General features: G+C 46.1%; 9 protein-coding genes and 1 rRNA gene. 4 read left to right on the forward strand and 6 right to left on the reverse strand.

The features are described from left to right. Positions 1-78, forward strand: a 5S ribosomal RNA gene (gene rrf, locus NAF29_RS18485); the annotation flags it as partial. Positions 79-187: 109 nt separating this feature from the next. Here rrf and rfbB read toward each other — a convergent pair. Together rfbB and NAF29_RS07425 are read right to left on the reverse strand one after the other, a co-directional pair. Continuing rightward, on the reverse strand, positions 188-1252 hold the full coding sequence (rfbB, locus tag NAF29_RS07420) for a dTDP-glucose 4,6-dehydratase (RefSeq protein ID WP_251260936.1): 1065 nt from the start codon (positions 1250-1252) through the stop codon (positions 188-190). Between the two features lie 139 nt (positions 1253-1391). Beyond that, positions 1392-2813 carry a peptide MFS transporter gene (locus NAF29_RS07425; protein ID WP_251260938.1) on the reverse strand — a complete coding sequence of 474 codons (1422 nt, stop codon included), beginning with the start codon at positions 2811-2813 and terminating at the stop codon, positions 1392-1394. Positions 2814-3398: 585 nt separating this feature from the next. Between NAF29_RS07425 and NAF29_RS07430 the strand changes: the two genes are divergently transcribed. The 3 genes from NAF29_RS07430 to wecA all read left to right on the forward strand — a co-directional run bounded on the left by NAF29_RS07430 (position 3399) and on the right by wecA (position 8319). After that, complete coding sequence (locus tag NAF29_RS07430) at positions 3399-6167, forward strand: SLBB domain-containing protein (protein WP_251260939.1); 2769 nt, start codon at positions 3399-3401, stop codon at positions 6165-6167. Between the two features lie 5 nt (positions 6168-6172). Next, the gene (locus NAF29_RS07435; protein WP_251260941.1) at positions 6173-7159 is read left to right on the forward strand and encodes a Wzz/FepE/Etk N-terminal domain-containing protein; all 987 of its coding nucleotides are present in this window, start codon (positions 6173-6175) and stop codon (positions 7157-7159) included. A gap of 101 nt (positions 7160-7260) precedes the next feature. Further along, positions 7261-8319, forward strand: coding sequence for a UDP-N-acetylglucosamine--undecaprenyl-phosphate N-acetylglucosaminephosphotransferase (gene wecA / locus NAF29_RS07440; RefSeq protein ID WP_251260943.1), 1059 nt, complete (start codon positions 7261-7263; stop codon positions 8317-8319). Positions 8320-8711: 392 nt separating this feature from the next. On the opposite strand, the gene NAF29_RS07445 is transcribed toward wecA, so the two are convergent. The 4 genes from NAF29_RS07445 to NAF29_RS07460 all read right to left on the reverse strand — a co-directional run bounded on the left by NAF29_RS07445 (position 8712) and on the right by NAF29_RS07460 (position 13965). Beyond that, positions 8712-10148 carry a sulfatase gene (locus NAF29_RS07445; protein WP_251260945.1) on the reverse strand — a complete coding sequence of 479 codons (1437 nt, stop codon included), beginning with the start codon at positions 10146-10148 and terminating at the stop codon, positions 8712-8714. 24 nt (positions 10149-10172) lie between these two features. Next, positions 10173-11714 carry a sulfatase gene (locus NAF29_RS07450; RefSeq protein ID WP_251260947.1) on the reverse strand — a complete coding sequence of 514 codons (1542 nt, stop codon included), beginning with the start codon at positions 11712-11714 and terminating at the stop codon, positions 10173-10175. Between the two features lie 320 nt (positions 11715-12034). Then, entirely contained in the window at positions 12035-12841 is an 807-nt protein-coding gene (locus tag NAF29_RS07455; RefSeq protein WP_251260949.1) for an alpha/beta hydrolase, read from the reverse strand. A gap of 14 nt (positions 12842-12855) precedes the next feature. Then, positions 12856-13965, reverse strand: coding sequence for a Zn-dependent alcohol dehydrogenase (locus tag NAF29_RS07460; protein ID WP_251260951.1), 1110 nt, complete (start codon positions 13963-13965; stop codon positions 12856-12858). Between the last annotated feature and the right edge of the window lie 21 nt (positions 13966-13986).

A 13986-nucleotide genomic window follows, 5' to 3' on the forward strand; every position in this document is an offset into this window, starting at 1 on the left:
TCCGAACTCAGTAGTGAAACGCAATCGCGCCGATGGTAGTGTGGGGTTTCCCCATGCGAGAGTAGGTCACCGCCAGGCACCTTTTCAGAGAAAGCCCGATTCGTAAGAGTCGGGCTTTTTTGCGTTTCAGGCTATTGTGGTTGAGGGACTCGCGCATGGGTATAGGAGTTGCGCGTCGAAGGCGCGGCTACAAGGGCTTGCTCCACCAATGGGGATTGTTGATGTACCAATCTACCGTTTCTTTAAGGCCTTCATCAAACGCAATTTTGGGTGCGTAGCCCAATTCTATTTGGGCTTTGGTGTTGTCTATTGCATAGCGTTTATCATGACCCAAACGGTCTACAACGTGAGCGATAAGATCTGCACTGGAGCCGCTTATCGCACTTCGTGCTTTCGGATATTGTTGACTTAACATGGGATTTTGTTGAAAGGCTTGGTCGACCAACTTACAAATCGTTTCAACGATGTAAATATTCGTTTTTTCCGAGTTGCCGCCTATGGTGTAAGTTTCGCCAATAGAACCTTTATTTAATATTAAGTCGGTCGCGTATACATGATCGGCAACATGAAGCCAGTCTCGTGTTTGCTGGCCATCACCGTAGATCGGTAACGACTGATTATTGAGTAATTTAGTGATCACCGAGGGGATTAGCTTTTCCGGAAACTGGTAAGGTCCAAAATTGTTGGAAGTATTGCTGGTTGTGACCTTCATACCGTAAGTTTGATGAAATGCACGTATGAGGTGATCTGAGGCCGCCTTGCTGGCTGAATAAATCGAATTGGGCGCATAGCGAGATTGCTCATTGAAGGGGCGACTAGTGTCGGCTAACGAGCCAAAGACTTCGTCAGTGGATATATGATGGAAATGATGCGGCAAGCAATGGTTACCATCAAGCCATACCGCTTTCGCTGCTTTCAATAACGAGTAGGTCCCGACAATATTTGTTTCAATAAATGGGTCTGGTGAGGATATGGAGCGATCAACGTGTGATTCTGCGGCGAAATGAACAATGGTGTTGACGCTGTGCTGCTCAATCAGAGATTTGACTAATACCGTATTATTAATACTTCCTTGAATAAAAGAAAAATTAGGAGAGCTTTTCGCGAACTCTAAGTTTTTGATATTTGAGGCGTAACTTATAGAGTCAAGGACGATTAACTTATCTTTTGGGTATGTATGTAACCAGTATCGAATAAAGTTAGTCCCGATAAAACCAGCGCCCCCCGTAATCAGTAATATGCGGGTATTCATTCAGTGGGTTGACCTAACTATGCATGTGTTAGGTGTACTTTATTTCATTGGCAAGGTGTTTGGCTACATTGAGGTGGTAAAGGTTTAAAGAAGGCCGCGGGTATATTAGCGGCCTTAAATTATTTATGAAATGAAGTGGTTATTGGTGCTCTGCCGCACCCTCAAGTTCTTCTTCCAATTTGTCGTGTTGCTGGCCTTCTGCGCCGTGCATCCAATACACGAGCTTATCGGCCATCAAGAACAAGATGATCGCAGACACGACCGAGGTAATCGCAATACCTGCGAAAATTGACATTGCGTTATCAACCATATTGGATTCATCACCATGCCCAATAAATGAGCCGACAAAGCCTGCCACATAATTTGCAAGGCCCGTAAAGAAGAACCAAGTTCCCATCAATACCGACGCCAAACGAAGCGGTGCCAATTTGGTGACCATTGACAAACCGATTGGCGATAAACACAACTCACCTAATGTATGGAAAAAATATGCTGCGATGAGCCACATCATGCTGGTTTTAACCGATGTATCACCACCTTGTTGAATGGTTGCACCGATCATGAATACAAAACCAATTGCAAGCAAGATTAGGGCAAGTGCAAACTTAACGGGAGATGTCGGTTCTTTGTCGCCCATTCTTGTCCAAATCACAGCAATGATAGGTGCGCATAAAACAATAAAAAACGCGTTGACTGATTGGAACCAAGCGGTTGGAACTTCAAAGCTGCCGACCATGCGCTCTGTATATCGATCTGCGTATATGTTCATCAGACCGCCGGCTTGTTCAAATCCAGCCCAGAAAATGATGGTAAACACACCCAAAATGAAGATGACTTTAATACGATCAAATTCTTCTGAGGTTAATGGCGATTTACGTTCTTCCGTTTGCTGTTGCTTGGACAGTTTAGCTGACGGGACCTTACCGATGTCGCCCAGCAACCTTTGAGCAAATGTCATTTGGATGAGGAGCGACAACACCATGCCAACACCTGCACAGGCAAAGCCTGCTTGCCAGCTACCGCCTGCAGCAGCAACAACAGTACCGACGATAATACCCGACAGGAATGCGCCCACATTGATACCCATATAGAAAATGGTGAATGCCCCGTCGCGGCGATGATCACCCTCTTCATATAAGTCGCCAACCATGGTTGAGATATTAGGCTTGAATAAGCCGTTACCCATGACCAAAAGGCCTAAGCCAATATAAAAAACAGTTACTTCAGCGCCGGGTATCCAAGCATGTGGTGCGGCGAGCGTAAATTGCCCCGCGGCCATTAAGGTACCACCGATTAAAATAGCTTTTCGTTGTCCAATGATGTTGTCTGCTAACCAGCCACCAATGAGTGGCGTAAGGTAAACCAACATGGTGAACGTGCCGTAGAGGCTCAAAGCGTCAGCTTCAGACCAGCCGAGACCATGAGCTTTATCGACAAGATAAAGGACTAAAATGGCGCGCATTGCATAGTAACTAAATCGTTCCCACAATTCTGTGCCAAACAATAAGAACAAGCCTGCCGGATGCCCGAACATTGTCTTATTGGTAGGTAGTTGATTCATTTGTATAATTCCCGGTTTTCTTGTGTCGGTAGTTTATGATTATAGTTTTTATAGTGCTTTAGCTATTCATGAAAGTATGAGCAGCAAGAGCTCGGTTATACCTAAAGCACTGCAATAATTCAACGCGCCCGCCTCATGACCGCTGGCATCCTTGGTTTACATCAAGTTTACTGACAAGAGCTGACGACAAGTTTTTTGTTGAATTGTTTAACGATTCGGGATTCGTCACAGTTGTTATGAGAAAGTTTATGTTGCTAGACAAGTTTATCCCAACCCCGTAGGATACGCGCCAAGAATGGGGAGTTCGGAGCCTATCTAAATAGCTTAATTTCGGGATGAATTGTTGATGTAATTATGCCGATGCTCCCCTTTATTTTATAACTCAGTCGCTCAAATTATTGATTTTGAGCTACTTTAAATGCATGGAATGCAAATGCCGCTCTCACATGTTGCGGTTGTTAAAGCACGATGGCTCGTGACAGTGGTAACTTACTGTTTCTGGGTACGGTAAATACTAAAATTGCTTGTGGTAGGGATGATCCTGCTTGGCGTTTAATGAAAGCAATATAAAGACTTGTAGCTATTATGGATTTGTTGAAGAAGTATTGCCGCGGTGCGGCCTTGTTAGTGTCTCTCTCAGGTATAGTTGTGTCTTCAGCTGTGCTTGCCGCCAATCCGACTCCCGCTCAGATGGAGCAATTTAAACGACTTCCACCTGCGCAGCAGCAACAGCTGGCTAAATCCTACGGCATAGACGTATCCCAGCTTACTGGCGCTCAAAGTACTCGTATTGAAGAGCCAGAATTACCTCCTGTGCAAGCACGCGAAATTCCCCAGCCGTCCAGATCAGACATTACATCTGAGCAAGCCATAGAACCTGAACTCCAGCGTTTTGGCTATAGCTTGTTTGCGGGCACTCCTAGCACATTTGCTCAGGTGGCTAACGTACCCGTTCCTACCAATTATTTGTTAGGCCCTGGTGACATTATTAAGGTGCAGTTATTTGGCAAAACAAACGAGCAGTTGGAACTTCAGGTCGACCGAGACGGGAATATCGATTTTCCAGAATTAGGCCCTGTGTCCATTGCGGGTAGCTCCTTTAGTGAGGCGCGTCAGACCATTGCTAAACGCGTTGAAGAGCAGATGATCGGCGTGCGAAGCAGTATCACCATGGGCGAGCTTCGCTCTATCCAAGTGTTTGTGCTCGGCGATGCATATACTCCGGGGCTCTACACCGTGAGTGCCTTATCCAATATTTCACATGCGCTTTATTTGTCTGGTGGCATTGCTGAAACTGGCTCATTGCGCCGAATTCAACTCAAGCGTAATGGTCAATTGGTCAGTGAGCTGGACCTCTATGATCTGTTGCTTAAGGGCGATACAACTGATGACGCGCGCTTATTGCCTGGCGATGTGGTGTTTATTCCGCCATCAAGTGGTTCTGTGACGATTGATGGTGAAATTCGGCGCCCAGCTATTTACGAACTTAAAAACGGTGAAACCGTGGCAGATGCTGTTCGCATGGCCGGAGGGTTATTGCCAAACGCTTATCCTCGCAAAAGTGTACTCACAGGGTATGACAGCCGTAAGGTTCAGCAGGTCGTAAGCTTGGATTTGACAAAGCCGTCTGCGCTGTCGCATCAGCTCTCAGGTGGCGACTATATTGAAGTTCGCTCAGCGAAAAAAGGCCTAGAGAACGGTATTTTGCTGATGGGAGCCGCTGCCCACCCGGGCTACCATGCTTGGTCTCAAGGGATGAGAGTGTCGAACCTTTTGCCCTCATTTGAATCGAGCGTATTGCCATCCACTGACTTGGATTATGCGCTGGTTATTTCAGAGGCGGCTGACGGTGGGAAGGTGACGGTTCAAAACGTGAATCTGGCAAAAGCCATGTCGCGTCCTAATAGCGCTGATGACATCAGACTCAGCAACAAAGACCGCGTGATTTTGTTCAATCGCTTTAACCTCGGAGCATCCGATGACAGTTTTGAAGGCGTCATTCTTGCGGATGATGCTCGATTCTTACAAGCACTCCAAGCACAAGAAAAAAGTGAACGCGAGAGCTCTACACAGCATACTACACAGCATACTATGCAGGACAAAACTAGTAGTGAAGTCATCGGAGAGGCCTCGGCGGGTAAAGGAGACCGAGGCTATCGAATCGTTGAAAACGTTGTGGTTTCGGCCCGATCTTATGAGCTTTTGCAGCTTCATAACGCCAGCCCTGCAGAGCGGAGGAAGCTATTAAACGCGGCCAAGACATTTAGTCGCGGGGAGTTGCTTAGCTTAGTCATCGTGCGTTTAAAACAACAGGCTACCGCGGGTGAATTAGCCAAGTTAGTGCAGGTAGGCGGAGCGGTGAAAGCTCCAGGAATATACCCGCTTTCCGAAGGCGCCCGTTTGGTTGATATGATTGCTGCAGCGGGCGGCATGGTTGAATCTGCTGATGTGAATAAAGCAGAAATTACTCGCCTCCATTTAATCAATGGTAACGAAGTGGAGTCACTTCACTTCTCGGTCAATATTGCTGATGCCTACTTGGGGCCCAAGCAAAGTAATCCGCTAATTCAGCCTAAAGATGTGGTCAATGTCATGACCGTACCGGGTTGGCAGAGTAATCCTGTGGTGACCATCAGAGGTGAAGTGAAGTATCCAGGTACTTATACCATCAAGCGTGGTGAGACTTTAATGGATGTGATCGCGCGAGTTGGAGGGTTTACTCAGTTTGCATCCGTTGAAGGGGCTGTGTTCACCCGAGAGACGATTAAAGAACGCGAGAAACAACAGCTCGAGCAAATGGGAGAGCAGCTTCGTAAACAATTAGCGGGGATTGCACTTCGGACCCATAAAGGGTCGAATGTATCGCTTTTGAGTGACTACGAAACCATGCAACAACTCATTGCTGATATTTCAGCTACTGATCCTGTTGGACGCCTCGTACTTGATATGTCTGCTATGATTTCGGGTGACCAATCGCATAATGTCGCATTAGAGAATGGTGATGTGCTGGTTGTCCCACCAAAGCGTAATTCGGTCAGTGTGATTGGCGAAGTTCAAGTTGAAACCACTCATTTCTATAGTGCTGGCATGAGCATGAATGATTATATTCTTAGAAGTGGTGGGCTTAGAGAGCAAGCTGACGACGAACGTATTTATGTTATTAAAGCAAACGGTGAGGTATTGCTTCCTCAAAGCGGTCATTGGTTTGCGTCAACAGATGCTGATATTTCTCCGGGCGATACCGTGGTTGTGCCGTTAAATGTTGAATACATGGATAACCTAACATTGTGGAGCACTGTGACTGGCATCGTATATAATACAGCGGTTGCGATTGCTGCTATTTCGGGGATTTAATGTAGATGACCGAAAATCAAAACATGCAGAGTCAACAGCCACTGCCTCAGCAAACACTACAAGGCCAATATGCTTGGCAGGACTCGCGCGCAGAAGATGAAATTGATTTGCGTGAGCTGTGGAGTGCAATCTGGCAAGGCAAATGGTTAATTATCGCAGTTACCTTTGTCTTTGCTGCGGCTGGAGTACTTTATGCTTTAGCCCAACCTAATGAATATAAAGCTGAAGCATTGCTGGCGCCAGTGAGCGAATCTGGCGGCGGAATGGGTGGAATGGGACAATTGGGTGGCCTTGCGAGTTTAGCGGGCATTAGTTTGGGCGGTGGCGGTGGCGATAACAAAGCTCTTCTCGCTCAACAGGTGTTAAAGTCCCGTAAGTTTGTTGCAAGCTTTATTGAACGAAGAAACATTCTAGTTCCACTGATGGCCGCGAAAGGCTGGAATTTGGAAACAGACTCGTTAGTGTTAGATCCTAGTGTATATGACGAGCAATCTAAGGTTTGGCTGAGGGAAGTTCAATTACCAAAAACACCAGAACCATCAGCATGGCAAGCACATAAAGCGTTTACTTCACGATTGCAAATTTCTGAAGACAAAGCTTCTGGCTATGTGACCCTTGGTTTTGAATTTTATTCACCCACATTGGCCAAACAATGGGTTGATTGGCTTGTGGTGGATATTAACAATCATATTCGCGCGCTCGATACAGAAGAAGCAAAACGCTCTATCGATTTCTTAGCCGAAAAACTCAAAGAAACGTCTTATGCTGAAATGCAAAAAATATTCTTTCAGTTGGTTGAAGAGCAAACAAAAACGATTATGCTGGCCGAGGTTCGGGATGAATACGTGTTTAAAACGGTAGACCCAGCAGTCATTGCAGAAGAAAAGTCGAAGCCAAAACGGGCTTTAATCTGCATTTTGGCTACACTTCTAGGCGGCATGTTAGCGGTTGGTATTGTTTTAATTCGTTACGCATTTAGCGACAAAAAATGACCGCGAAAACCTGACCAATGAGCAAATGGTTTTGATGTTTTGCTTATGTTTTACTTTTGAGAACTGTCTAAAGGATTAGACAGTATAAGCTTTGGAGCTTTATGAACACTGTTTTTGTTGTGTTGATGATTGCAATTGCTGCATCGTTTGTCTGTATTCAGGCATTACGGCCTTTTGCTGTTCGTGTAGGTTTGGTTGATGTTCCTAATCAGCGTAAGCGTCATCAAGGAACCGTCCCCCTTATCGGCGGGCTTGCGCTCTATGCTTCGGTGGCAATTTGCAGTGTAATGTTACCCGCGGAAGTACAGCGTATTAAGCTATGGTTAGTGTGCTCAGGCATTTTAGTTGTCATTGGCGCATTGGATGACAAGTTTGATGTACCCGCGACGGCTCGATTATCGATTCAAACTTTGGTTTCTCTCGCGATGATGATTGGTACAGGCCTGAGCTTGAGTTACTTTGGCGATATTGTCGGCCTTGGGAACATAGAGCTCGGATTTTTAGCGGTGCCTGTGACAGTGTTAGCCATTGTGACGGCAATCAATGCGTTCAATATGGTGGATGGAATTGATGGGTTACTGGGCGTGCATTCACTGGTCGCGGTTGGCGGCATTGTAAGTTTAATGCTCTTTTCTGGCGGGCATCCATTTTTACCCGTTGCGGTGGCAATTGTTGGTGCACTGATCCCTTATCTTACCTTCAACCTGTGCTTTACAAGTGCTAGCGGTAAAAAGATATTTATGGGTGACGCGGGAAGCATGTTGATAGGTTTTGCGGTTGTGTGGTTATTGATTGAATCCACACATGGCGACAATATTAGCTTCCGGCCCATTACAGCGGTGTGGCTTATTGCATTACCATTGATGGACTCAGTTTCAACCATTATGCGTCGCATCCGAAAGAAGCAGAGCCCGTTTAAGCCAGACCGCACACATTTGCATCATTTGTTTCAACGAATGGGCTTCACCGGTCGCCAAGCGCTTGTGATTATAGGATTCATGGCACTCGCTATTGGTACTGTGGGGGTTGTTGGCGAATTGCTTGCTGTGCCTGAGTGGATCATGTTCTGTTCGTTCATTGCTTTATTTCTAGCTTATGACTACACATTTGGGCGTCATGCGTGGAAGTTAGTGCGTTACGTCAAACGTCGTCTTCATTAAATTAATTTCACGCGCTTGTTCTTATTCAAGAGCCTTGCAGTGGTACGCACTGCAAGGCTCGAATGTTCTCGTCATTTCTCATCTCTCATTTCTGTATTTATTGTATTGATGCTGTCAATCCAGAACCATTGCGCTAGCGCAATGGTCATCTAACTGTTGTTGGAAAGATTCAAGGCTTATGTGTGATGTTAGTTACCCAGTGCGGAGATGGGCAGCCCGGTTTGTTTGGAAGCTCTTGAATATTCCTCGTATAAAGGGGGGAATCTATATTTGTGCTCCAAGTGAAGGAACATATTTAAAGGTCATGCAAACGGAAAGAATTGTGCTCATACAAAAATGCCGTTCATGGTCAGAACGGCATTTAATTCGAGTTGAAATTCTAGCTGAGGTATTTAGGCTTTAGGTATCCAAGCTCTTAACTTCATGATGATATCTGTGTGCTGTTTTGCGTTACTCGTTGCAAGGTTGGTACGCTCGCCTGGATCGTTTGAAGTGTCGTACAGCTCGATACCACCTGTTTTGTATTGAATGAAATTCCACTGTTTATAACGAACTGAATTGTTGCCCTTGTTATAAGTAATAATCGCAGGCTTTTCCCATTGAGCGTTCGGGTTTTTCATGAGCTTAACAAGGCTATTGCCCTCTAGCTTTTCTGACGTTGAAAGATCCATGAGCTCCATTAACGTAGGCCACACATCAAGTAACGATACATGATCTTCCACGATCACAGGGGCGAGGCCAGGGGCCTTGATTATGAACGGTGTGTTAGTGCCTTTGCTCCAAAGAGAAAACTTCTCCCATCGGAGTTTTTGACCCCATTGCCAACCATGATCACCCCAGAGAACAACAATGGTGTTGTCATTGTGTGGGCTCGCTTCAAGCGCATCGAGCATGACGCCAATGGCAGCATCAGCAAAGCTGGTTGATGCTAAATATGCTTGTATCGCGCGTTTCCATTCCTCGGGCTGACTGATAATTTTCTCAGCCATAGGGGAAGAAAAATTGCGCTTAGCATAATTGGACAAATCTTGAATATCTTCGTGTGGATCCAATGGCAACTCAATGTCTTCAATCGGATACAAGTCAAAAAATTCACGAGGCGCTAGTTGAGGAGAGTGAGGACGAAAGATCCCGCATGATAGAAAAAATGGTTTCTCATGAGATGCGGGAGAGTTCATAAAGTTGGCACAGTACTGAGCGGTTTCAAAATCGCCAGTTTTTTCTTTGGGAGTATCAATCGGCCCCCAAACGGCAAATTGATTGAGGTAGCGGCCAAACTCTTTGCCATTGTATTGCGTTTCGCCATTTAACCATTTTGCGTTGCCTTTGGCGTCTTTATAGTCGCCGTGACCTGAAGTGCCTGTTCTTACTTTCGCTTGATGTGTCCACGAACGATCATCGGAGTATTTATTCGGTTCATCATGCTTCCCTCGAGGGTGATGAAACACTTTTCCTGCTGCAATGCTGTTGTAACCTTGTTGCTGCAAGTACGCTGGCAGTGTCACCATATCTTCGTTGCCTGCAATATTTCTAAAGTTTCCAGCATTGGTGTACTGCTTGGTCGTTTCTGGACGCTTTCCCGTTAGTATTGCCACTCGTGAAGGATTACAAGCAGGGACGACTGCGTGTCCGTTTTGAAATTGAGTGCCTTGAGCTGCCAATTTGTCGATGTTAGGCGTAATGGCTTTGCCGCCCCAAGCGCCGACTTCATTGTTTAAGTCGTCCACCGCAATCATTAATACATTGTAGGGCTTCTCGGCCGACATAGCCGAGAAGGGAGCAGTGATCAAGGCCGTTGCAACTGTTACTGCGCCGAGACTTTTTTTCATAAGGTGTTTCATACTTCTAGGCCTTTAGTCGTTAGTGTCAACCATCTTGGTTTTCTTAAATTTTGCATAAGCAGGATCGCCGCCGTATAGTTTTGATGCCTCGTTCCACTCGCGATTGTGAGTGGGTAAATAATTGCGCATCTTCGCGATATCTGCGGCGTAAGGAGCGAGCTTGGCAGGTTGGCCCGCTAAGTTTTCCCATTCGTACGGATCCACGCTATGGTCATAAAACTCTTCTGTGCCATTGGCATATTGAATGAGGCGTAACTGCTTGTATCGAACTGCGTGGTTCTTGTAACCTTGCGTCGTCAATGCTGGTGTATGCCAAGATGCATTCGCATTCTCGAGCAATGGAATTAGGTTTTCACCTTCTACGTAATTAGGTGCATCCAACCCACTAATATTCGCCATGGTTTGCCATATGCTTTGCAGATCTACAGGGGTTTCTGTGGCGCTGTTCGGAGTCGTCACTCCTGGAACAACCCATATGTAAGGCGTACGAGTCGCTTCTTCCCATAGCGCAAATTTGCGCCAGCGGTGTTTTTCTCCCAAGTGCCAGCCATGATCTCCCCACAACACAATCATGGTGTTGTCTTTATTCGGGCCATTTTCCAACGCTTCGAGTACACGCCCAACCTGAGCATCAGCATATGTCACCGACGCTAAGTAAGCTCGAATTGCACGTTTCCAGCCTCCTTCTTTTAAAATCATGGTGTGTTCGACAGCAGGCTTATTTTTTCCTTTCGGAAGGTCAGCTAAGTCATCTTCTTTGTAGGGAGGAAGCTCAATGCTTTGTTCCGGGTACATTTCGAAATACTTTTTAGGGACAGCCCATGGCAGATGCGGTCTAAAGATTCCCACAGACATGAAAAACGGTTGTTCATGTGTTTTCGACAGCTCTGCTGATGCCCAGCGAGCAACGTGGTAGTCATTGAGCACGTCATCTCCGCCAGCAAGTTCTGAAATTGGTAATTTGCCGATTTTATAGCGATTATTTTTCTCGGGGCCTCTAGCATCGACTTCCGCTTGCTCTTCAGTCGAGAGCGAAAATGTTTCTGGGTGCTTGTTTTGAAAGTAGTAGTAGTCCCATTCTTCCAGTCGAGCAACGGAATCTTTATGGAATATCTTGCCACCACCTAGCGTTTTGTAACCGTTTGCTTTGAAAAATGCTGGCAACGAGCGATGAGGCCCAACTACTGAGCGCCAATCACGTCCATTTGAGTAAACGCCAGATGTACTCGGGCGTAACCCCGTCATCATAGCTGAACGCGTAGCGTTGCAAATTGCCGCCGGCGCGTAGGCGCGTTGAAAGCTCATACCTTTCGACGCTAAGGCATCGATATTTGGCGTTTTTACTTGCTGATTGCGGTTAAGATTACCCACCCAATGGTTTAAGTCGTCCACAGCAATCATCAAGATATTCATAGGTTTCTGAGAACTTGATTGAGCTTCAGTAGCGGCATGAACTGGTGAAGAAAGCCAAGTCGAAACCAAAGTAACGCACGTGAGTGCAAGTGCTCGGTGCTTGTTCTGATGATTGAAAAGCCAGCGTTCAGTTCTTTTCATTCTTAAATTGCTCTGTCGTGTCGAAGCCCAAAAGATGGCTTAGTAGAACTCACAATACGAGATAGCTAAATGGAATAATTGGTTAGTCGATTGCGGTACTCGGCTAAGTCATCACAACTGTGCGCTGCGCCACCTGAGCTCGCAAGGTTCTTATTTGTTAAGTAACTCTATTAGAACGACAGACTCTCGTAAATAGGGGGTAAACCGTCGTTTCTTTGCTTCAGGCACTGTTGTAACGGTCATTGGCGGGACGTATAGGGGGTGGAATACTAAGTTGTTATCAAGCGAGCCGATGGACGACTCGCCAGATGCCTTGAAGGTTATCGGCGATGAGTTTGAATGTCACTAAAAAACTCAAAGGTTTGAACGATATGGGTGTGCCAATACTCCCAGCTATGTTCTCCTTCGAATGTCTCATAGATATGTGGAATACCATTTGATTTTAGCTCTTCAACGAAACGTATATTGCCTGAGTAAAGAATATCCTCTCGACCGCAATCAAAGCGTATGGGCGGAAGTTTGTTTTTGTTTTTGTTCATCCAATACACAATATTACTTTCATGGAGATTGCGGCAATCGTAAGCATCAAGTGAATGATCGACAAACTCGGTCAGTTCAAGCAAGTCTGTGATAGACGAGTGAGCTGATATGCCGCTCACTTGCTCAGCATATTTGGCGCCTAACCTTAATGCGCCGTAGCCGCCCATGGAGAGCCCACTTAGGTAAAGAGGGCTGTTTATTGTGACATTCTCAACGGTTTTTTGTACCGCTGTGATAACGTCATCCATAATCCACTGTTCATAATTGCCGTGTCCTTTGGTGGGTAAGTATGCGGAACCATCGCGCAAACCTCCGTCCGAAGGCATGACCAATACAAACTCAGAAATTTTATGTTCGGAACGCAAGCGCTCGTAGACGTGATGAATGCCACCGAGCCCCATCCAAACCCAATGATTTCCATAAACGCCGTGCATTAAAACAATGATGGGCACATTCTCTGTTTGTGCATTGACGTTGTAGATAGATACATCGTGTCTACGGTTTAAATGAGATGAATGCACGGTCACAAACTGAGTATTGTCAGGCGTGAATGCTGGATTCGAAACTTCAAGTCGGCAAATAGTCATGTCTTTTCCTGCTTCTAATCTGTAAAGAGCACGACGCCTTTCGCGATGCGGCCGTTCAGCAAGTCGTCGAAACCTTGTTCCATGGTCTCGAGAGTGTAGGTTTTAGTGACGAGCTCATCTAGTTTTAAACTACCGTTCTTATAAAGGCTCAAGATACGAGGAAAATCTCGCTCTGGATTACACATTCCATAGAGCGGATTAATGTATTTTTTATCCCACTCAAACAGCTCGCAATTAAAATCAATGCGTTGTTCGATGCCACTGACTTGAACTGCTGTTCCTGCGCTACGAATAAGTGCGAGAGGAGCAGAGCCAAGCGCAGGAATAGCGGTGCATTCAAATGCATAATCAGCACCTCTCTTACCTGTGAGAGCTTTGACTTTGGCAGCCACGCGTTGAAAATCCACATCATCCGTTTCAGCAATAATGCCATGCGTCGCACCAAATTTCATCGCTTGGTCTAGCCGCTCTTGGCTAATATCAATGGCAATGATCATGGCTGCGCCTGAGAGCTTAGCTCCTTGAATAACATTGAGTCCTACACCGCCACAACCGATGACGCAGGCAGATGTTCCCGCTTGTAGCTTGGCGGCATTCACAACCGATCCCCAACCCGTCATCACACCACAGCCTACAATCGATGCGGAGGCGAAGGGCACATCATGATCCATTTTCACCACGGCTTCTTGTTTCACCACGGTATACTCACTCATGGTGCCTAAATGAAACGAACGCTCCATCGGCGATCGCTCTTCGTGGCAAGCATCTGGATGGGCATGGCCCTCTAGATCGCATCCGCATACAGGGCTGTTGTTCTCACAGATATGCAGGTTACCTTCGTGACATTGAAAACAATTTCCGCATGGAATAGCCCAATTCAAAATGACATGATCACCCACAGCAACGTTGGTGACCTGATCACCAACGGCGGTGACAATGCCTGCACCTTCGTGACCCACTACAAACTCTTTGTTCCACGTTTGAATTGAGTCCCAATCAGTATGGCAAATACCAGAGGCTTTAATTTTGACCTGAACTTCACCAGCATTTGGTTGGCCAATGTCCAAGGTTGTTAGGCGATATTGGCCTTGTCCGTTGGACACAATTGCGCGAGATTTCAACATGAGTCTTTTCCAAATAGGGCG

This window comes from Echinimonas agarilytica (assembly GCF_023703465.1).
Lineage (GTDB): Bacteria > Pseudomonadota > Gammaproteobacteria > Enterobacterales > Neiellaceae > Echinimonas > Echinimonas agarilytica.